General features: G+C 71.9%; 13 protein-coding genes and 2 pseudogenes. 7 read left to right on the top strand and 8 right to left on the bottom strand.

Translation table 11 applies throughout. The features are described from left to right. The first annotated feature begins 97 nt into the window (after nt 1–97). Genes ACE4Q9_RS31745 through ACE4Q9_RS31760 form a run of 4 tightly spaced genes read left to right on the top strand, consistent with a single transcriptional unit; the run spans nt 98 to nt 4,873 of the window. Nucleotides 98–1,555: a PepSY-associated TM helix domain-containing protein gene (locus tag ACE4Q9_RS31745; protein ID WP_397987958.1), complete on the top strand. Its 1,458-nt coding sequence runs from the start codon at nt 98–100 to the stop codon at nt 1,553–1,555. Next, complete coding sequence (locus ACE4Q9_RS31750) at nt 1,552–2,202, top strand: DUF5134 domain-containing protein (RefSeq protein WP_397987959.1); 651 nt, start codon at nt 1,552–1,554, stop codon at nt 2,200–2,202. Before ACE4Q9_RS31745 ends, ACE4Q9_RS31750 begins: the two co-directional genes overlap by 4 nt. 26 nt (nt 2,203–2,228) lie before the next feature. After that, nucleotides 2,229–2,588 carry a hypothetical protein gene (locus tag ACE4Q9_RS31755; protein ID WP_397987960.1) on the top strand — a complete coding sequence of 120 codons (360 nt, stop codon included), beginning with the start codon at nt 2,229–2,231 and terminating at the stop codon, nt 2,586–2,588. Further along, nucleotides 2,588–4,873: a heavy metal translocating P-type ATPase gene (locus ACE4Q9_RS31760; RefSeq protein ID WP_397987961.1), complete on the top strand. Its 2,286-nt coding sequence runs from the start codon at nt 2,588–2,590 to the stop codon at nt 4,871–4,873. The genes ACE4Q9_RS31755 and ACE4Q9_RS31760 overlap by 1 nt, the downstream gene beginning before the upstream one ends. 60 nt (nt 4,874–4,933) lie before the next feature. Here the strand turns inward: ACE4Q9_RS31760 and tsaD are convergent, their stop codons facing one another. Next, nucleotides 4,934–5,986 (bottom strand): tRNA (adenosine(37)-N6)-threonylcarbamoyltransferase complex transferase subunit TsaD, encoded by a 1,053-nt coding sequence (tsaD, locus tag ACE4Q9_RS31765; RefSeq protein WP_397987962.1) that lies wholly within the window; start codon nt 5,984–5,986, stop codon nt 4,934–4,936. A 392-nt stretch (nt 5,987–6,378) separates the two neighbouring features. Continuing rightward, on the bottom strand, nt 6,379–7,926 hold the full coding sequence (locus ACE4Q9_RS31770) for a N,N-dimethylformamidase beta subunit family domain-containing protein (protein ID WP_397987963.1): 1,548 nt from the start codon (nt 7,924–7,926) through the stop codon (nt 6,379–6,381). A gap of 97 nt (nt 7,927–8,023) precedes the next feature. Here ACE4Q9_RS31770 and ACE4Q9_RS31775 point away from each other — a divergent pair. After that, nucleotides 8,024–9,213: pseudogene (locus tag ACE4Q9_RS31775) on the top strand (IS701 family transposase). A 340-nt stretch (nt 9,214–9,553) separates the two neighbouring features. On the opposite strand, the gene ACE4Q9_RS31780 reads toward ACE4Q9_RS31775, so the two are convergent. After that, nucleotides 9,554–10,804 (bottom strand): IS701 family transposase, encoded by a 1,251-nt coding sequence (locus ACE4Q9_RS31780; RefSeq protein WP_397988288.1) that lies wholly within the window; start codon nt 10,802–10,804, stop codon nt 9,554–9,556. Nucleotides 10,805–11,037: 233 nt separating this feature from the next. Between ACE4Q9_RS31780 and ACE4Q9_RS31785 the strand changes: the two are divergent. Then, nucleotides 11,038–12,049, top strand: a pseudogene (locus ACE4Q9_RS31785) (IS5 family transposase). Nucleotides 12,050–12,114: 65 nt separating this feature from the next. Then, the gene (locus ACE4Q9_RS31790) at nt 12,115–12,849 is read left to right on the top strand and encodes a phytanoyl-CoA dioxygenase family protein (RefSeq protein ID WP_397987964.1); all 735 of its coding nucleotides are present in this window, start codon (nt 12,115–12,117) and stop codon (nt 12,847–12,849) included. Nucleotides 12,850–12,999: 150 nt separating this feature from the next. Here the strand turns inward: ACE4Q9_RS31790 and ACE4Q9_RS31795 are convergent, their stop codons facing one another. The 5 genes from ACE4Q9_RS31795 to ACE4Q9_RS31815 all read right to left on the bottom strand — a co-directional run bounded on the left by ACE4Q9_RS31795 (nt 13,000) and on the right by ACE4Q9_RS31815 (nt 19,530). Beyond that, nucleotides 13,000–14,001: a phosphotransferase gene (locus tag ACE4Q9_RS31795; RefSeq protein ID WP_397987965.1), complete on the bottom strand. Its 1,002-nt coding sequence runs from the start codon at nt 13,999–14,001 to the stop codon at nt 13,000–13,002. 119 nt (nt 14,002–14,120) lie between these two features. Next, nucleotides 14,121–15,944 carry a phospholipase C gene (locus ACE4Q9_RS31800; RefSeq protein ID WP_397987966.1) on the bottom strand — a complete coding sequence of 608 codons (1,824 nt, stop codon included), beginning with the start codon at nt 15,942–15,944 and terminating at the stop codon, nt 14,121–14,123. Between the two features lie 241 nt (nt 15,945–16,185). Further along, on the bottom strand, nt 16,186–17,412 hold the full coding sequence (gene efeB, locus ACE4Q9_RS31805) for an iron uptake transporter deferrochelatase/peroxidase subunit (protein WP_397987967.1): 1,227 nt from the start codon (nt 17,410–17,412) through the stop codon (nt 16,186–16,188). Further along, a complete protein-coding gene (locus ACE4Q9_RS31810) occupies nt 17,409–18,602 on the bottom strand; it encodes an EfeM/EfeO family lipoprotein (RefSeq protein ID WP_397987968.1) in 1,194 nt (397 codons plus the stop codon). The genes efeB and ACE4Q9_RS31810 overlap by 4 nt, the downstream gene beginning before the upstream one ends. A gap of 166 nt (nt 18,603–18,768) precedes the next feature. Continuing rightward, nucleotides 18,769–19,530 (bottom strand): polysaccharide deacetylase family protein, encoded by a 762-nt coding sequence (locus ACE4Q9_RS31815; protein ID WP_397987969.1) that lies wholly within the window; start codon nt 19,528–19,530, stop codon nt 18,769–18,771. Nucleotides 19,531–19,629 lie beyond the last annotated feature (99 nt).

The following is a 19,629-nucleotide window of genomic DNA, read 5'->3' on the forward strand; positions in this document are numbered from 1 at the left end:
TCACTCCGCGGCCGCGGGAACTGAGCCGGACAGGCACCCGACTCCTCCTGCGGGCCCCGGAAACCGGACACCGCAACAGCCGAGGAGAAGCGTCGCCATGCCTGAAAGCCACCGCACCGCAGCCGGACCGGGGAAGGCGGCCGCCCCACCGGGCGACGCGTGTCCCGGGACAACCGCCACGCCGGACGCCGGTACCTCCGGGAGCGGGGCCACGGCCACTGCGGGCACATGGAGCAGTGTGCGCCCGCTGCTGCTGCGGCTGCACTTCTACGCGGGCGTCGTCATCGGCCCCTTCATCCTCGTCGCGGCCCTGACCGGCCTCGTCTACACGGCCACTCCGCAGCTCGAATCGGCGCTCTACCGGCACGAACTGAAGGTCACCCCACGGGGCGAGGCGGACTCGCTGGCCACTCAAGTGGCCGCCGCCCGGCGGGCGGTACCCGACGGCACCCTGGTGTCCGTCACCCCGGCGCCCGGCCGCAGCGACAGCACCCGCGTCGTCTTCAGCAAGCCCGGACTCCCCGACGGCTCCACCCTGACCGCGTTCGTCGACCCGTACGGCCACCAGGTGCTCGGCACCCTGCGGACCTCCGGCCAGTGGCTGCCCGTCCGGGCCTGGCTCGACAGCCTGCACCGCAACCTGCACCTGGGCGAGTTCGGCCGCAACTACAGTGAGCTGGCCGCCAGTTGGCTCTGGGTCGAGGTGCTGGGCGGACTCGCCCTGTGGTTCGGCGCTCCCCGCACCCGGCGGCGGCTGCGCTCCGTCCTGCTGCCGCGCGGCGGTGCCAAGGGCCGGCGGCGCACCCTGTCCTTTCACGGCGCGGTCGGCCTGTGGGCCTCGATCGGCCTGCTGGGACTGTCCGCCACGGGCATGACCTGGTCCGCCCACGCCGGGGCCAGTATCGGCAGCGTCCAGGACGCGCTCGGCGGCAGCACTCCCGCGATCTCGACAACCGTCCCGGCGCACGGAGTTGGCGCCTCCGGTGCCGTCCGCACGAAGGACGTCGGCATCGACGCCGTGACGGCGGCCGCACATGCCGCGGGACTGCGCGGACCGCTCGTCGTCACGCCGCCCGCCAAGGCCGGAAACGCCTACGTGGTGAAGGAGAACACGCGCAGCTGGCCGGAGCGCCAGGACTCGGTGGCCGTCGATCCCGGCACCGGCAAGGTGACGGCCAAGCTGAGGTTCGCCGACTACCCGGTCCTGGCCAAGCTGACCCGATGGGGCATCGACGCCCACATGGGTCTGCTGTTCGGCCTCGCCAACCAGATCGCGCTGGCGCTGCTCGCGATCTGCCTGATCGCCATGATCCTGTGGGGCTACCGGATGTGGTGGCTGCGGCGGCCGACCCGCTCGGGCGGCATGTCCTTCGGGCGGGCACCGGCACGCGGCGCGTGGCGCCGGATACCCGGAGCGGTACTGGCACCCGCCGTGGTCCTGGCCGCCGTCGTCGGCTACTACGTTCCGCTGTTCGGCCTGCCCCTGCTGGCCTTCCTCGCCGCCGACCTGCTCATCGGGTCCCTGCGCCGGCGCCGGGGCACGGTGACGCCGTGATCACCGCGACCGGACTGCGCTGGCTGCTGAGCCTCGTCTTCGCCCTGTCCGTGCTGTACGGCCTCAGATCGGCCACCGCTCCGGGCCGGACCGGCCCCCACCGGGTGGACCACGCGCTGCACACCGCCATGGGCCTGGTCATGATCGCCATGGTCTGGCCGTGGGGCATGGAACTGCCGACGGCGCCGCAGATCGTGCTGTTCGGGGCGGGCGCGCTGTGGTTCGCCTGCTCCGTGCCCCTGCGCGCCGACTCCGCGCACCGGCTCAGGGCGTGCCTGAGCGCACTGCCGCGCGTGCTGATGACGGGGGCCATGGCGTGGATGGCCGCCGCCATGGACGGCGCCGGAATGGCCGCGGGCGGCGGGGGCGGCGCGATGCACGACATGCCCGGAATGGACATGTCCGGCTCCTCCGGTGCCTCGGCGATGACCCTGACCGGTGCGGGCGAGCGCGGGACGGCTGTCGTACTGGCCGTCCTGCTCGCCGCGTTCGCCCTGCGCCGGCTGGCGAGGGCCTTCGACCGGGCCAGGTCCGCTCCCGCCCGCGGGCCGGAGACGGTCGTACGGGACGACGCCGACGTTCTCGGCCTGTTCTGCCACGCGGCCATGGGGCTCGGCATGGCGGTCACGCTCGTTCTGCTGGTGTGACTCGTCCCGCTGGTGTGATCTCCGCCATGCGGCCGTGCGGGAACCCGGCGGTGCGCGGGTCCGACAACTGGAGTGGTACGGCGGGACAGGAATCGGCCGTACGACGCACCCTGGAGACTCGGTTGACGGACCACACCCCCTCGCGCGCCGCGGGCCCCGCGGCCGCGAGGGCACGCAAGACGCCCCCACCCCCCGTGCTGTACGGCTTCCTCCTGCTGCTGGCGGCGGTGTTCGCGGCCGCCTACGCGGTCGGAGCGTCCGCCGGCCCCGTGGCCCCCGGGCTGCCCGGAACCCGACCCGCGCCGACCGGCACGGGAGGCCACGGCGGAGGAACGGACACGGGCGACATGGGCGGTATGGAGATGAGTCACGGGAGCGGGGGCTGATGGCCGCGGAACGCGTCGCCCCGGACACGGTCACCGATCTCACGGTCGGCGGCATGACCTGCGCCGCCTGTGTGCAGCGGGTCGAGAGGAAGCTCGCCCAACTGGACGGTGTCACCGCCACCGTCAACCTGGCGACCGGCCGGGCCCGCGTCCGCCATCCGCCCGAGGTGAGCCCCGAGGAGCTGATCGCCCGCGTCGAACGGGCGGGCTACACGGCCGCGTTGCCCCAGCCGCCCGTGTCAGCCGCGGGTGTGGAGGCCGAGGCCGACCCCGGCGCGCGGGAGCGGCGGGAACGCGCCCGGCTGACCGGCACGACCGTGCTGGCCGTGCCCGTGCTGGTCCTGTCCATGGTCCCGGCCCTCCAGTTCCGCGACTGGCAGTGGCTGTGCTTCGTGCTCGCGGCCCCGGTCGCCGTCTGGGGTGCCTGGCCCTTCCACGTGCGCGCCGTGCGGGGGCTGCGGCACGCCGCGGCGACCATGGACACGCTGGTGTCGCTGGGCGTGGCGGCGTCCTTCTCCTGGTCGGCGTACGCGCTGTTCCTCGGCGGGGCGGGCGGCCCCGGCATGCGGATGCCGTTCAGCCTCATGCCCACCGCCTCCGGTGGTGCGGCGCACATCTACCTCGAAGCAACCGTGGGCGTACCGCTGTTCGTGCTCCTGGGCCGCTTCCTCGAAGCGCGGGCCCGGCGGGGAACCGGTGCCGCGCTGCGCTCCCTCGCCCGGCTCGCGGCGAAGGAGGTGTCGGTCCGGCACGCCGACGGAGAAAGACGCGTACCGATCGAGGAACTGCGGGTCGGGCAGGAGTTCATCGTCCGCCACGGCGAGCGGATCGCCACGGACGGTGCCGTGGTCGAGGGCCGATCCGCCGTCGATCTCGCGCTGGTCACCGGGGAGAGCGAACCGGTCGAGGTCGGTCCGGGCGATCCGGTCGTCGGCGGCGCGGTCAACGCCGGCGGCCTGTTGCTGGTACAGGCCAGCGCCGTCGGGGCGGACACCCAACTGGCCCGTGTCGCAGCCCTGGTGAGGGAAGCTCAGGGCGGCAAGGCACGGGCGCAGCGCCTGGCCGACGAGGTCGCGGGCGTCTTCGTCCCGGTGGTGCTCGCCCTGGCGGTCGCCACGCTCGGATTCTGGCTCGGCGCCGGAGCGGAGGCCCAGGCCGCGCTCACCGCGTGCGTGGCCGTGCTCGTCGTCGCCTGCCCGTGCGCCCTGGGCCTGGCGACGCCCACCGCGCTGATGGCCGCGACCGGACGCGGCGCCCAGCTCGGCGTCCTCGTCAGCGGCCCCCAAGCGCTCGAAGGGCTGCGGCGGCTGGACGCCGTGGTCCTGGACAAGACCGGCACCCTGACCTCGGGGCGGATGAGCGTCGTCCGGGTCACCTCGGTGCCCGGCGGGCTGGGCTCCGCGGAGGCGCTGCGGCTGGCCGGTGCCCTCGAACAGGGCTCGGAACACCCGCTCGGCCGGGCCGTCACGGCCCACGCCGCACGGCATCCGACCGGGCGGGAACTGCCGCCCGTGCGGGACTTCACCGCCGTACCGGGGCATGGCGTGCGCGGCCGGATCGGCGGTCGTCTGGTCGAAGTACTCGCCCCTGACGGCGAGTTGCCGGACCCGCTCGCGAACGCCTTGTCGGCCGCCGAGGCCGCCGCGCACACCGCGGTCGTGGTGCGGGTGGACGGTGCCGCGGAAGCCCTGATCGAGATCGGGGACGTCCTGCGGCCCGGCGCCTACCGGGCCGTGGACCGGCTGCGACGGCTGGGGGTGCGCCCCGTTCTCGCCACCGGAGACCGTCCGGCACCCGCGCGTGCCGTCGCCGCCCACCTCGGCATCGACGAGGTGCACGCACGCTGCACTCCCGAGGCCAAGGCCGCCCTCGTCCGCCGGCTGCGCGCCGGGGGACACCGTGTCGCCGTCGTCGGTGACGGCGTCAACGACGCGGCGGCGCTGGCCGGAGCCGATCTGGGTATCGCCATGGGAAGCGGCACGGACGCGGCGATCGGTGCCGCCGACGTGACCCTGGTGAGCGGGGACATCGAGGCACTCGCGGACGCGGTACGGCTCGCGCGCGCCGCGCTCGGCACGATCCGCGCCAATCTCCTGTGGGCGTTCGGCTACAACGTCGTCACCGTGCCGCTCGCCATGGCCGGTCTGCTCAATCCGATGTTCGCGGCGGCGGCGATGTCCGTCAGTTCCCTGCTCGTGGTCGGCAACAGCCTGCGGCTGCGGGCGTGGCAGCCGTCACCGGTCCGCGGTCGCGGGACGCGCCCGGCCGTTCGGGGCGCGCCGTGACACCGGCGGGCCCGGCCGCCGGGCGGGCGACCGTCCGCCCAGCGCCTGCGCGGGTCTCCGTCATGCCGCGTCCGCGTTCCGCACGACCGGGTGCAGGGCCGCGTACTCCAGCGGAGCCGACGGATCGATCGACACGTCCAGCGGCGCCGGCTCGGCACCGGCCCTGACGAGGAGGTCGCCGACGGCCGCGATCATCGCGCCGTTGTCCGTGCACAGCCGCAGCGGCGGCACCCGCAGTGAGATCCCCGCCGCCCGGCAGCGCTCCTCGGCCAGCGACCGCACCCGCGAGTTCGCCGCGACCCCGCCGACCACGATCAGAGTGCCCACCCCGTGCTCGGTGCAGGCGGCGACCGCCTTGCGGGTCAGCACGTCGGCGACGGCCTCCTGCAAGGACGCCGCCCCGTCGGGCACGGGCAGCCCGGCGGGCCCGGTGTGGGACTCCGCCCAGCGGGCGGCAGCCGTCTTCAGCCCGGAGAAGGAGAAGTCGTACGAGCCGGGAAGCGGCCGGGGGAAGGGGACGGCGCGCGGATTCCCGTCGCGCGCGGCCCGGTCGACGGCCGGCCCGCCGGGGTAGGGCAGGCCGAAGACGCGGGCGACCTTGTCGAAGCACTCACCGGCCGCGTCGTCGAGGGTGTCCCCGAGATGCGCGATGGGTTCGCGGGCCAGGTCGCGCACGAGGAGGAGCGAGGTGTGGCCGCCGGAGACGATCAGCACCACGCAGGGGTCGGGCAGCGGGCCGTGCTCCAGGGTGTCGGCGGCGACATGCCCGGCGAGGTGGTGCACGCCGTACAGCGGCACGCCCAGCGCGTAGGCGAGCCCCTTCGCGCCGGCCAGCCCCACCTGGAGCGCGCCGGACAGCCCCGGTCCCGTGGTGACGGCCACCGCGCCGATGTCGGACAGACCGAGTCCCGCCTCGTCCAGCGCCTTGCGGACGACCGGGCGCAGGGCGTGCAGATGGGCGCGGGAGGCGATCTCGGGCACCACCCCGCCGTAGCGCGCGTGCTCGTCCATGCTCGACGCCACCGCATGTCCGAGCAGTCGTCCGTCCTGGACGAGCCCCGCGCCGGTCTCGTCGCACGACGACTCGATACCGAGCACGATCGGAGAGCCCATGGCCAACCCTTTCTACACATCAAAAGTAATTGCAACCAGCGTGCAATAGTGCGCCGTCCTGGGCGAACCCGAAGTCGGGGTATGCCGCTGACTGTTCAATCACGACACCACGGTTGTCATTACTGTCAGTAACATGATCACCTTTGGGAATGGTTGCATCGGCCAGTCAAGTCGGCGCGCCGCCCGATGTCATGTCTTTCCCGGAGATGTCCATGTCTACTGTCAGTGACGCATTAGAAGACGCCCGTACGCAGTACGAACAGCACACCCGCGCCTGCCGCCAGTGCCGAGCCGACTCCGCGCCGTGCGCCGTGGCCAAGCATCTGTGGCGCCTGTTCAACAAGGCCCGCCAGAACCAGCTGCGGGCGCAGGAGGGTTGACCGGGGCGCCGGTCAACCGCCGTACACCGCAGCGATGTTGGCGTCGGGTGGCGGCGCGTGGCGGGCCGCCGGGCCCAGGGCGAACATCCGCAGCACGTTCTCCGTGGTGCGGGTGACGAAGGCACGGGTGCGCGCGTCCATCCCGTGGTCCCGGCCCAGTTCGCCCGTCCCGGCCAGCAGCCCCTCCACCCAGCGCATGGTGCCGGTCGCGAACACCCCCGCCCCGGCGGGGGTGGTGTAGTACGCCGAGTCGCTGTGGCTCGCCCGCCCCGCGCACACCAGCGGGGAATGCGCGGTGATCTCCAGCGGGCCGGGCGTGGGAGCGCCGGGGGTGACCCGGTCGTACTCCACGCCCACCAGATGCGCGAAACCCTCCCCGGCGCGGACGCCGGTGCCCTCGTACGCCCAGTGGTCCGGCGCCCGTACGACGTACGGCGCGTCCACGGGGTAGCCCTCGTAGAACACCCCGGTGAGCGCGGACTCGGGGTCGGCGCCGGGCGGCAGCCGGTAGTCGGTGGTGACCCGTGCCGGGGCGGACGGATAGCACGGGTCGGCGCGGTAGTCGCTCTTGTAGCAGACCACCGTACGATCCCCCGCGCTCTCCCCGGCCGCCAGCCGCACCCGGCGGAAGCAGGTGTTCGCGCCGAGGAAGGCGAGGTTCGCCCCGGCGTCCCGGGCGGCGGTGACATGGGCGCGCTGCTCGGGTGTCCAGTACTCGTCGTGCCCCAGGCAGACCACGGCGTGCGCGCCCCGCAGCACACCGGGGTCTCGGTGGATGTCGGTGCCGGTGCTGTACGCGAGCGGGATGCCGAGGCGCTCGGCGAGCACCACCAGCGCCCGCTCGTAGGTCAGGAACTTCTCCGCGCCGCTCCCGTCGTAGGGCCGGTCGAAGCTGACCGCGAGGGACCGCGTGGCGTACGCGCCGTCCGCTCCGGCGTACAGGCTGGCGCCGCCCCAGCGGTTGTACGCCTGCCAGGTGGCGGGGGCGTGGAGCAGGACCGTACGGCCCGTGCCGTCGGTGGAGCGGACCACGAACGGCACGTACCGCTGGTACCCGGTGTCCGCCTCCAGGCGCAGCAGATAGGCGCCCTCCGGCCAGCCGGTGGTGTCCACGGGCAGCGTGAGGGGCCAGTCGGCGCGCACGGTACGGGTGGCGGCCAGGACTCCGGGGGCGGCCTGCGCCCGGCCGGGTATCCGGCCCGAGGCCCAGATCCGCCGGGCCCCGGCGCCGCCGTACCAGCCGACACGGAACGCCGAGACCCAAAACGCCGCCGCCGTGGTCGACACGTGCAGGCCGAAGGTCTCGCCCGGCGTCACGCTCACCCGGTCCGCATAGCCGCTCACCGCGTCCGGCGGACCGGTCGGGCCGAGCCGCCAGGCGGCGGTGCCCGGCGCGTCCCGCTCCGACTCCGGCCGGGTACGGGCGCTCCGGGACGGCGTCGGCGCGGCCGTGCACGCGGCGGCCGTACCGAGCCCCGCGCCCGCGCACAGGGCCAGGAACTGCCGCCGCCCGAACCCGTGGCCGTCCGCCGGGGCCACGCCGTCTCCCGGATGCGTCACCGCTCCAGCGTCCGCGCGGCCCCGCCGGGGGCGCAACCCGTAGGCGTGGTGCCCCGCCCCCGGCGAGCACGCTCGGGGGCGGGGCGCCGTATGCGCCCTGGGTGGGGACCTTGCTGATGCCAGGTTGTGGGCGGGTGAACTTGATGCGGTGCACGAGCGGTTCGTGCATCGTTTCAGCAGGTCGGAGCCGCGTGAGTCGGCTCTGGCCTATATGCGCGGGCTGATCGCTCCGCTGCAACGCAAGAACGGCTGGACGCTGGCGGAGGAGGCCGGCCATACGGGCCCGGACCGTATCCACCGGATGCTGAACCGGATCGAGTGGGACGCCGATGAGGTGCTCGACGACGTGCGGCAGTAGGTGGTCGACAACCTTGGCGACCCAAACGCCGTCCTGGTCGTGGACGACACGGGCTTTCTGAAGAAGGGGACGCGGTCGGCCGGGGTGCAGCGGCAGTACTCCGGCACCGCCGGGCGGACGGAGAACTGCCAGGTCGGCGTCTTCCTGGCCTATGCAACCGACCACGGGCGGACACTGATCGACCGGCGTCTGTATCTGCCCACCTCGTGGACCGATGACCGCGAAAGGTGCCGCCGGGCCGGCATCACTGATGAGGTCGCCTTCGAGACCAAGGTGGCCATGGCCAAGGCGATGGTCCGCCGGGCGATCGCTGACATGATCCCGTTCCGGTGGGTGACCGCGGATGCCGCCTACGGGTTCTCCAAGGGGTGGCGGTCCGAGCTGGAGAGGGCGGACGTCTTCCACGTCATGGCCACCACCCGGCACGACACCGTGGTCACCCGCTGGGCGATCGACCATCCCGTCCACGACCTGTTCAACGGGCTTCCCCGGCAGAAGTGGAAGCGTCGTTCCTGCGGCAGCGGGGCGCACGGCCTGCGGATCTACGACTGGGCACGCGTCGAAGTCAGACCGTCGCACCGGTCCGACCGCCGGCACTGGGTGATCGCCCGCCGCAGCGTCGCCCGCCCGCAGGAGATCTCATCTCGTACTATATTGCCTACTGCCCCGCCGGCACCACCCTGGATGACCTGATCCGCATCGCGGGCAGCCGGTGGGCCATTGAGGAATGCTTCCAGAGCGCGAAGCAGGAGTGCGGCCTGGATGACTACCAGGTCCGCCGCTATTCCGGGTGGCACCGCCACATGACCCTGGCCATGGCCGCCCACGCCTGCCTGACCGTCCTGCGAGCCCGCGAGCTGGATGCGGACAAAGCAGAAACGGATCCTCACAGCTCATCCACCTCAGCCTCGCCGAGATACGACGGCTGATCACCCGCCTCACCGACCGCCGACCCACACCCGCGGAGCACATCCTGCACTGGTCGGCCTGGCGCCGAAGACGACAACATCAGGCCCGCACCAGCCACTACAAACGACGCGGACACAGCCCCTGACCTGGCCACCAGTCACGGCAAGCACCGTTGCAGTACTAGTACTCCAGCAGGATTTTGCTGTCTGACCTGGTCTTTCGCCGGGCGGCCGGAGTGTAGCGCGGCTTCGGTGGTGTGGGGGCGGTCTCACGGGGACCGCCCCTCGATCGTGCGACAACGCCGCAGGTAGTGACAGCGGCGGGCGACTGCTTGGCGCTGACGGCGCCAGTTCGACCAGCTCAGCGCATGACGTCGTCCGCGATATCCGCTCCGGTGCGGGGGCTGGGCACGACAAGCTGCCAGGAGTCGCCGAACCTCCGCCACTGTGAGTCCGATGACCCCAGCTGTCCCACCTGTTCCGCCCCCTTTTCCCGGACCTGGTGTGCCGTAGCGGCCAGGAAGGCGTGCGCAAGCATGGCCAGCGTGATGTGCCGATACCAGCCCACGTAGCGGCGAACCTCGTACTGGTCCAGGCCGCACTCGTTCTTCGCGGCCTGGAAGCACTCCTCGATCGCCCAGCGCGTCCCGGCGACTCTCACCAGCTCCTGGACGGTGACCTGAAGGGGTGTGTAGGCGAGGTAGTAGGCGATCTCGTCTGGCTTGCTGATGCTGCGCCGGGCCAGTGCCCACCGCATCCGGTGAGGCACCTGGCCCTGGTAGTCGAACTCGGCGACGGCCGGCAGCCGCACTGCTGCCCAGTGGTAGACGCGTGGCCCCTTCGCGCCGTCGCCGCAGGAGATCTTCTCCCACGCTTCGTTGGGGGCCTGCGCGAACAGGCCCTCGATCCGTGAACAGCCCACGCTGAACTGCGACTTGGGGACAGCCATTACATAGCCAACACCTGACTGCTCCAGCAGCCGGCGAAAGCGGTTGTCCTGGCCGTAGGCGGAGTCCGCGGTGACCCAGGCGATGGGCAACGGCGAGGCGAGGGCCCGCAGCACGATGTGCCGGGCCAGTTCGCCTTTGGTGGCGAACTCCCGCTCGCCGGGGACCCTTGCGGTGCGACAGCGTTCCCGGTCCTCGGTCCATGACTTCGGGAGATACAACTCACGGTCGACCAGAGCCCGGCCGCGGACAGAGGCGTAGGCGGCGAAGACGCCGATCTGGCAGTTCTCCGTCCGGCCGGCGGTTCCGGAGTACTGGCGCTGGACCCCGGCTGAGGTGGTGCCCTTCTTGACGAACCCGGTGTCGTCGATGATCAGTACGCCGTCGTTCTCGCCGAGCTTGTCGGCGACGTATTCCTGCAGGTCGTCGCGGATGTCATCGGACTCCCACTTCGATCCGGCTAGGAGGTGCTGCAACCCGTCAGGCGTGCGGTGGCCGGCCTGTTCGGCCAGCTGCCAGCTGTTCTTGCGGGCCACCGGGGCGAGCAGCCCGCGCACGTAGTCACGCATGCGGCGGCGGAGCTCGACTCGGCCGAAGCGGTGCCCGATGCTCAGGAAGAGATCGTCCAGTTCGAGGTCCCACTGCTCGGCGGCATACTCGGTGATCACCCTCGGAGGCTGCCCCGCCGCTGTCACTACCTGCGGCGTTGTCGCACGATCGAGGGGCGGTCCCCGTGAGACCGCCCCCACACCACCGAAGCCGCGCTACACTCCGGCCGCCCGGCGAAAGACCAGGTCAGACAGCAAAATCCTGCTGGAGTACTAGGGCGCGTATCGAGTCGTGATCAATCTGCGGGCTTAGCCCTCGTGGCGGGGCCTGGGGCGGTAGATCTTCCTGCGTGACTCGAGTGCAGCTGACGGTCCAGGAGTGGGAGTTCATCGAGCCGTACCTGCCGATCGGCGAGTACGGCCCGTACCCCGAGCGGCTGCGGAAGCAGTTCGAAGGCGTGATCTGGCGGTTCAGGACCGGCTCGCAGTGGCGGGAGATGCCGCAGGAGTTCGGCGCCTGGTCGACCGTGCACAACCGCTTCCGGCAGTGGCGTGACGGCGGCGTCTTCGAAGCCCTGCTGGAGGGCCTGATAGCAGAAGCCGCGAAGCGGGGCGAGGTGGACCTGTCCCTGGTCAGCATCGACTCCACCACCGCGCGGGCCCACCACGACGCCGCCGGGATGCACCTGGACAAGGACGTCATCACCGCGCTGGAGAAGGCTGCCGCCGAAGAGGAGAACACAAGGTCAAAGGGGGAAGCCTCGAAGAACAAAACGGCCAGGACGCCGAAGCCGATCCCGAGCGGGAAGAGCGAGGACGCATCCGGCGTCGGCGAAAACTCCGGCTGAAGGCTGCCCTCCTCGGACGCTCGCGGGGCGGGCAGACCAGCAAGGCCCACCTCGCCGCCGACCGCAAGTGCCGCCCGCTGGCGTTCATCCTGACCGCTGGACAAGCCGCCGACAGCCCGCAGTTCATCCCAGTACTGGGGAAGATCCGGGTCCGTGGTCCCGTCGGCCGCCCCCGCACCCGCCCGATGCGGTCGCTGGAGACAAGGCCTACTCATCCCGCGGTAACCGGTCCCACCTGCGGAAACGCCACATCAAGGCAGTCATACCGGAGAAGTCGGACCAGGCCGCCAACCGAAAGAAGAAGCGTTCCAGAGGCGGCCGGCCCGTCAGCCACGACGCCGACCTCGACAAGGAGAGGAACACCGTCGAGCGCCTGATCAACAAGCTCAAGGCCTGGCGAGGCATCGCCACCCGATATGACAAGACCCCGGACAGCTACCTCGCAGGCCTCCACCTACGCGCCGCGATGATCTGGATCAAGGACCTCACCAGGCACCCATCGATCACGACTTGATACACACCCAAGGAGCGAAAACCGTTGGCCCCTCGGGCTGGTGATCATCTAGCGTCGCCCGGGTGATGAGCGAGACACAGCTGGATGAGTTCACTGAGCGCGGCTTCGTCGTGATCCCACAGGCAGTTCCTGGAGAGCTTCTGGATCGGGCGAACCGCCGGGTCGACGGGCTGGTGGCCGGGCAGCCGCCGGAAGCCGACAAAGTGGGGCCGCATTTCTATTTCCTGGAGACCAAGGAGGAAGAGGATCTGCTGGCGCCGTTGACCGGCGGCCCGGCGTTCGGGTATGCCGAGGAACTGGCCGGTCCTGGCACCTTGGAGGTCCCCTGGCAGGTTCAGGTCGCACTGAACATCCCGCCGTTCTCGCACCGCCCGGGCATCCCGCACATCGACGCGGCCAACGCCGAGCCGGTTGACGATCCCGAGTTCGGGACCTTCACCATGCTGGCCGGTGTCCTGCTGACCGACCAGCTCACCGAGGATTCTGGCAACCTGTGGGTCTGGCCGGGCACCCACCGCACCCACGCCGCCTACTTCCGCGAACACGGCACGGGCAAGTACTGCGCCTACCCCCCGATCACTCTCCCCGAGCCCGAACAGATCACCGGCCGGGCTGGCGACCTGCTCCTGGCCCACTACCTCCTCGGCCACAACATCGGCGGCAACTTCGCCTCCGACCAGACCCGACGCGTGCTCTACTACCGCATCAGCAGCCCCGCGCATGCGACACGCCAGAAGGACTTCCTGCAGGACGTCTGGCTGGAGTACGGGCCGATCAGATCCCGCCTCATCGAAACCTGAAGTAGGCTTCCACGTCTCGCGGAACAGATACTGCTCGATCAACCCGTGCAGCATCCGTCAACTGTGGCCCGCCGCTCCAAGCAAGACGATCTACCAGATCAGCTCCCACGAGGCCGTACCTCACCGGTTGATCACGACTCGATACGCGCCCTAGAAGGGCGGCTCGTCGAGGAGGCCCAGCAGCCATTCGGCGCTCTGTGTGGCGCCGGGTGCGGGGCGTCCCGGATGGGGGAACATCCGGCCCCAGGAGGTGGCGCGGCCCAGGCAGCTGAGCCGCCAGGCGAGGCTCGCGGCCCGACGCAGGTCCGCGGCCGGGCGGCCGGTGCCGGTCCAGGGCTCCAGGTAGGCGTCGCGCAGCCGGGGCAGGGCCTTGGGGCCGTACCGTTCGCGGACCTGTTCGGCGGTGACCCGGAGGCTGCAGAACGGGTGGGAGACGGCCGCGTCCCCCCAGTCGAAGAACGTGAACCGGCCCGGCGCCGGCCGGAACAGCTGCCCGTCGTGCAGATCCGCGTGGTCGAGCGTGTCCTCGATGCCGAGCGCGGCGAGTTCGGCGCACCAGTCCACGAGCCGGGGCCGTACGGCCGCCACCCGGACGCGTGCCTCGGCGTCGAGCGCGGTGTCCGCCGCGAGCAGCCGGTCGAACACATCCGGCAGGTCCAGGGTGCGGGCCGCCGGAACCCCCAGCCGCTCCAGTTCCCCGGCGTACGGGGTCAGGGCGCGCTGCACGCCCGCGTACTGGCGCAGCAGGTCCTCCCAGACCTCCGGTCCGACCGGCTCCCGCGCCAGCACCTGCCGGAACAGATCGCCGCCGTCCGGCAGCAGCGACCAGGCACGCCCCGCGTCCACGGCCAGCGGCTCGAGCACATGTCCGGGCACCCAGCGGGCCAGCGCGGCGGTCAGCGGGCCCTCGAAGGCGGCGGACGGCGGGTTCGCCTTGAACCAGACCGCCTCCCGCCCGGCCACCGGCACCCGCACCAGCACCGACCACGGCCGCAGTCGCACCCGCAGCCCGCCGTCCCCGCGCAGGCCGTGCCCGGCCAGTCGCTCCTGGACCCAGCCGAGGGCCGCGGTCCGCCAGGACTCCTGCTCCCAGGGCGTCACCGCGTCCGGGAAGGCGCCCCGGTCCACGGTCATCGAGATCTCGCTTCGCATCACGTCATCCCAGCAGCACGGCCGGGGCCCCGACCACTGGTTTTCCGGCGCGGACGGCGCGGACACGGGTGTGCCCCCCGGCCGGCGACCGGGGGGCACACGTGGTGGGCTCGCTGTCGTCAGGCCTGCTGACGGCGGCGCATCGTGAAGTACGTGCCCGTCAGACCGGCGGCCAGCAGGGCGCCGACGCCGAGACCGACCGGGAGGGCCGGGAAGGACGCGTCCGTGGTGTCGGCCGCGTTCTGGAGGGCCGGGCCGGGCGTGATGCTCGTGTGCACCGGGGCGACGTGCCTGATCGGGCCGACGGACTTCACCGAGCCGTCGGTGTTCAGCAGCACCTGCTTGTCGTTCGGGTGCCGGAAGTCGAACATCCCGCGGAGCGAGCCGGCCTTGGCGTCGAAGGAGGCGTCACCGATGCGGCCGGTGTGCCAGTTGTCCTCGATGAAGCGGGTGATGGACGCCTGGTCGGTCAGCGTGTGGTCGACCTTGTTCACCTTGCTGTAGGGCGAGATGACCAGCAGCGGCTGCCGGGTGCCGGGGCCGCAGCGGTCCGCGTAGCCGCCGGCCGCCTTCGGGCCCCGCTGGCAGGCCGGGCTGTCGGTGGCCTTGCCGTTGGAGCCGACCGAGGTGTCGGTCGAGCCGTTGCGCGGGGCGACGAACGCGTGGTCGTACCAGCCGTCGGAGTCGTCGTAGGCGACCACGATCGCGGTCGACTTCCACTGCGGCGAGCTCTGGATCGCGTTGATCTCGCCGACCAGGAAGTGCTGCTCGTCTATCGGGTCCGAGTACCCGGCGTGGCCGTCCTGGTACTCGCCGGCCTTGAGGAAGCTGACGGACGGCAGCTTGCCCGCCTTGAGCGCGGCGGAGAAATCGGTCAGGTCGTAGTTGTGGTTGGCCTGGCCGTTGTGGCCGATCTCGGAGACGGACTTCGGCGGCAGGTGGTGCGGGTTGGCCGTCGACTTGTAGTACGAGAACGGGTTGTGGTGCGGGCTGTAGTCCACCGCGGCCGCGCCGCCCACGTTGGTGTGCGTGGTGTCGCACTTGGCGTGCGAGCCGGACTGGCCGTTCCACGCGGTCGACGGACGGAAGCCGCCCTGGAACCAGCCCCAGGACACCTTCTTGGCGTTGAGCAGGTCACCGACGTTCCTGCCCTGCATCGACGCCAGCGCGTTGCTGCTGGTGTGGTCCTTGTCGGAGCAGTCGTCCCAGGCCGGGTCGGGGTCGTTGACGACCGTGCCGACACCGTTGGCGTCCGGCGACTGGACCGTGTACGAGTCCGGCTTGGCGGTCTGCTTGCCGGTGGCGGGGTCGATGGAGACCACGCCGTGCGTGTTGCCGGAGGCCAGGTTGAGGGCGCCGGGGGTGGACGGGCCGTAGTTGGAGCTGTAGGCGCGGTCGCTCAGCGTGTAGTGCTGGGCGTAGTTCCACAGCGCGGTGACGGTGTTGCCGTCGTAGTAGTCCATCGCCAGGCCCGGCTCGCCGAACAGGCCGCCGCTGCACTTGTCGACCTCGGTGTTCTGCACGAACTGGTCGGCCTTGCCGCCGTTGTAGGCGTACTGCTCCGGGCCGTAGGAGTGGTTCTGGTCGCAGGTCAGGGCCTGGGACGGCGACAGTCGCTTCGGCGCGTACTGGTTCGGGTTGTGCTTGAGCAGCCCGGCGTTGGCGAGGGTGTCGATGTCCTTCGGGGTGTGCTTCGACGCGGTGAACTTCGTGCCGTCGGTGTTGGCGGCCTTCGGGTACGTGGCGAAGTAGTGGTCGAAGGAGATGTTCTCGTCGAAGAGCACGACGACATGCTCGATCGGCGTCGCGGTCGACGAGGACCCGTGACCGTGGGCGGACGTCGCCGCCCAGCCGGGCGCGTTGCTGCCGAGCGCGGTGAGCGCCGCGACTCCCGCGAGCGCGCCCAGGCTGCGCATCGCGGCTCGTCTTCCTCTGCTGGCCATGGTGGTCTACCCCTTTGGACAGAACGTCTGTGCGGTGTACGAGCAGGCATGCTGCGCTCCTTGCGGGGCGCGATGGCAGAGCAATGATGTCGCGCGGGTGAACACCGAGTCAGGGAACCTGTGGGAAAACTTGACGGTGTGTTGACCTGGCGGGCCGCCGGGTTGTCCGGACAGGTCCGGCCGAACTGCCCGCCCGGCCAGGGGAAATGGCCCGGAGCGGTCCACGGGTGGAATGGACACGTCAGGCGAACAGGGCGCGTCCGTACCAGTCCTGGACATCGCGCACGCCGGGCAGCGCGAAGAAGTAGCCGCCGCCGAACGGGCTGATGTAGTCGGTCAGCGGCTCGCCGGCCAGCCGGTGCTGCACGGTCTCGAACTGCCGTACAAGGTCCTGCTGGTAGCAGGAGAACAGCAGGCCCATGTCGAGGTTGCCGTTGGCGTCCATGCCCCGGTCGTAGTTGTAGGCGCGGCGCAGCAGCCGCTGCCGGGCGGTGGCGGGGGTGCGCGGGTTGGCCAGCCGGATGTGCGCGTCCAGCGGGATGACGTCGCCCTTGGGGTCGTCGGCGTACCGCGGCACATCGTGCTCACGGTCGCCGTCCAGCGGTGCGCCGGAGGAGCGGGACCGGCCGATCATCCGCTCCTGCTCGCCGAGCGAGACCCGGTCCCAGAACTCCACCAGCATCCGGATCAGCCGGACGACCTGGTAGCTGCCGCCGACGGCCCAGTCCGGCTCGCCCGAGTCCCGTCCCACCCAGACCAGTTGGTCCATCTCGCGGGCGCTCGCGGTGTCCGGGTTGGCGATGCCGTCCCGGAACCCCAGCAGATTGCGCGGGGTGCCGGAGGGCCGGGGCGGGCTGGCGAAGCCGTCCATCCGCCAGCGGACCTGGACACCGCCGCGCGTGTGCCGGGTTATGTCGCGCAGCGCGTGCAGGGTGACATCCGGGTCGTCGGCGTGCAGTTGGAGGCTGAGATCGCCGTGGCACCACTCGGCCTTGAGGTCGTCGTCGGGGAAGGCGGGCATGGCGGTCAGCCGCCTGGGCCTGCGCGCGCTCAGCCCGAACCGGTCGTCGAACAGCGAGGCGCCGACGCCCACGGTGACGGCCAGCTGGCCGCCGGGAAGCCGGTCGCCGAGGATGCCGGAGTCGGCGGGGGGCCCGGTGACGCCCACCGGGTCCGGGGTGCCGCCCGTGGCGAGCAGCCGGGCCCGCTCGGTCAACGTGCGTAGTACATCGGTGAGTTCGGCGCGGCTCCCGGCGGTCACGTCGAGCGCGGCGAACACACAGGTACGACGGGGGGCCGCGATCGCCGATGCCTGGTGGACGCCGTGGAACGGGGCGAGGGCGGACGCCGGCGCGCCCGCGGCCGGTTCGGGGGCGGCGGCGCTGGTGGCGAGCCCCGCACCGGCGAGGGCGGCGCCGCGCAGAAAGCCGCGCCGGGCGAGTGTGTTCGGTCGTTCGGCGGTGCTCACACGGTCCTCCGGGGGTCGCACAGGGTCGCCACCGACGCCAGCCGCTCCACGAGGCCGTCGAGCACGGAGTCGGTCCGCTCCCGCTGGGCGCGGGTCAGCTCGCCGAGCGCGGTCCAGTGCCCGCCGTGCCGGAACCCGTCGAGCATCTGCCCGGCGCGCGTCAACTCCCGGTTCAGCTGCGGCAGATCGGCGTACCGGGTGGTGAGCAGCGGACGCAGCCGGGACAGCACCTCGCGGGTGCCGTCGAGGTTGGCGCGGGCGGTGGCGAGATTGCTGCCGCTGCCGTAGTCGGTGCGGCCGGTCAGCTCGAACTGCACGGTGTTCTCCAGGATCTCGTGCGCGCGCAGCCCGAGCTGGGCGGGGTCCATCCGGCTCTGCGCCCAGCTGTCGCGCAGTCCGGTGAGCGCCGTGACCAGGGCGGCCGCCGGGGCACGCAGCCCGCTTGCCGGCTCGCCGTGCCACAGGCCGTACTCGATGCGGTGGAACCCGGTGAAGTCCTTGTCGTGCACCCCGCGGGGCAGTCCGGCGTCGGTGCCGTTGATCTTTCCGTCGGCGTCGCCGAAGGCGTCGTACGCCGCGCCGAGCCGCTCGTACTGGAGGTGCGCCGGCAGCCAGGCCGCGCGGGCGGCGGCGAGGTCGCCGCGGTCGATCGCGTCCTTCAGCTCGGCCGAAAGCCGTACGGCGGCGGCGAGTCCGCCGCCCACCCACTTCTGGTAGGCGAGCGCGGGCGGGATCAGATCGTGCTCGGTGACCGGCACGGCGCCGGGGCCGCGCCGCCCGCCGGTGACGTGGACGGTGGGGCCGGTGACGGCATCCGCGTCATCGGGCACGCACAGGAACGCGTACGCGCCCTTGCCCACCCGGACCGTCAACTGCCGTGTGGTGCCGGGGCCGACGCCCTCCACCTCGCCGTACACGGCATGGGTGGCCGGATCCTCCAGATAGACCTCGGCGGCGCCGTCGGAGGTGTTGTGCAGGTCGAAGGTCTGCACTCCGGGCTCGGGCCGGGTCCAGCCCCGGCCGCAGTGACTCTTGGAGACCTCGACGACGACGCGCCGGGCGGCGGTCTTCTCCGGCCGGGAACCGCCGGTGCACAGGGCCGCCAGCGCGAGCGCCACGGCGACGACGAGGAACACGGCCGGCGCCGTCCGGAGACGACGCGACCGCGTGCCGAGGCGGGGCAACGGCATGCTGTGCCTTTCCGGACGACGTACGCAGCGGTCCGCGGGACGCTTTGCGCACCGGCGGAACGGCCTCATCGTAGACACCCGGAGGGAACCGAACACCCGTCCGGGGTGTTCGGTGGCCAAGAATTCTCCGGGGGTTCACCGGCCGGTACATCGACCGGTGCCCGGTTCAGCGCACGGGGAAGCCGAAGCCGTAGCCCCGCTGCTTCAGCCACGGCAGCAGGGTGCGCAGCGCGGCCACGGTCTGCGAGCGGTCGCCGCCCGCGTCGTGGAAGAGCAGGGTGGGCCCGTTGGGCAGCTCGCTCCTGACGGTGGCGAGGATGGCGGCCGTGCCCGGCCGGTCGAAGTCCTTGGAGTCCACGTTCCAGCCCAGCGGCCGCATCCCGTGCGCCGCCGCCAGCTTGCGGCTGTACGGCGTGAACGCGCCGCCCGGCGCCCGGTAGTACATCGGGCGCACGCCTCCGGACGCCTCGGTGATCTGCCGCTCGGCGTCCAGGATCTGCTGCGACTGGTAGGACTCGGACTTGTGGTCCATGCCGGTGTCGTGCGACACCGTGTGGTCGCACAGCCGGTGCCCGGCCGCGACCACCTTCCTGACGACGTCCGGGTGCGCCTGCGCCTGGGGGCCGATCATGCAGAACGTCGCCTTGACGCCGTTCTCCCGCAGCACCTGGAGCACCTGCGGGGTCCAGGTCGGGTCGGGACCGTCGTCGATGGTGATGTTGACGGCGTGCGCGCCACCGTCGGAGGAGTGGGCGATGACGGGGGACACGGCCACCGTCTTCGGCGCGGTGCGGTGAGCCGGCGCCGCCGGGGCGTGGTTCTGCCCCGCCTGCGCGGTCCACACCGAGGCGGCGGCCGCCATCGCCGTCACCCCGACCGCCGCCCCGATCACCCGGCCGTACCATCCCCGCCCCGTGTGCCGCGCCATGTCCCGCCCCCTGCTCCCCGCCGTGTCCCCGGCTCTCGTCTCCTGCACTGCACCTGCCAGGACGGCGGGCGGGCCGCCCGCGCTCCCGCTGTTACCGAT

It is taken from the genome of Streptomyces sp. AM6-12 (assembly GCF_044327085.1).
Lineage (GTDB): Bacteria > Actinomycetota > Actinomycetes > Streptomycetales > Streptomycetaceae > Streptomyces.

What these genes read in the sequence shown, in the direction of transcription:
- ACE4Q9_RS31755 (WP_397987960.1), top strand. Translation starts at nt 2,229, where the DNA reads ATGCGGCCGTGCGGGAACCCGGCGGTGCGCGGGTCCGACAACTGGAGT.
- ACE4Q9_RS31815 (WP_397987969.1), bottom strand. Translation starts at nt 19,530, where the DNA reads ATGGCGCGGCACACGGGGCGGGGATGGTACGGCCGGGTGATCGGGGCG.
- ACE4Q9_RS31800 (WP_397987966.1), bottom strand. Translation starts at nt 15,944, where the DNA reads ATGGCCAGCAGAGGAAGACGAGCCGCGATGCGCAGCCTGGGCGCGCTC.
- ACE4Q9_RS31810 (WP_397987968.1), bottom strand. Translation starts at nt 18,602, where the DNA reads ATGCCGTTGCCCCGCCTCGGCACGCGGTCGCGTCGTCTCCGGACGGCG.
- ACE4Q9_RS31745 (WP_397987958.1), top strand. Translation starts at nt 98, where the DNA reads ATGCCTGAAAGCCACCGCACCGCAGCCGGACCGGGGAAGGCGGCCGCC.
- ACE4Q9_RS31795 (WP_397987965.1), bottom strand. Translation starts at nt 14,001, where the DNA reads ATGCGAAGCGAGATCTCGATGACCGTGGACCGGGGCGCCTTCCCGGAC.
- ACE4Q9_RS31790 (WP_397987964.1), top strand. Translation starts at nt 12,115, where the DNA reads ATGAGCGAGACACAGCTGGATGAGTTCACTGAGCGCGGCTTCGTCGTG.
- ACE4Q9_RS31760 (WP_397987961.1), top strand. Translation starts at nt 2,588, where the DNA reads ATGGCCGCGGAACGCGTCGCCCCGGACACGGTCACCGATCTCACGGTC.
- tsaD (WP_397987962.1), bottom strand. Translation starts at nt 5,986, where the DNA reads ATGGGCTCTCCGATCGTGCTCGGTATCGAGTCGTCGTGCGACGAGACC.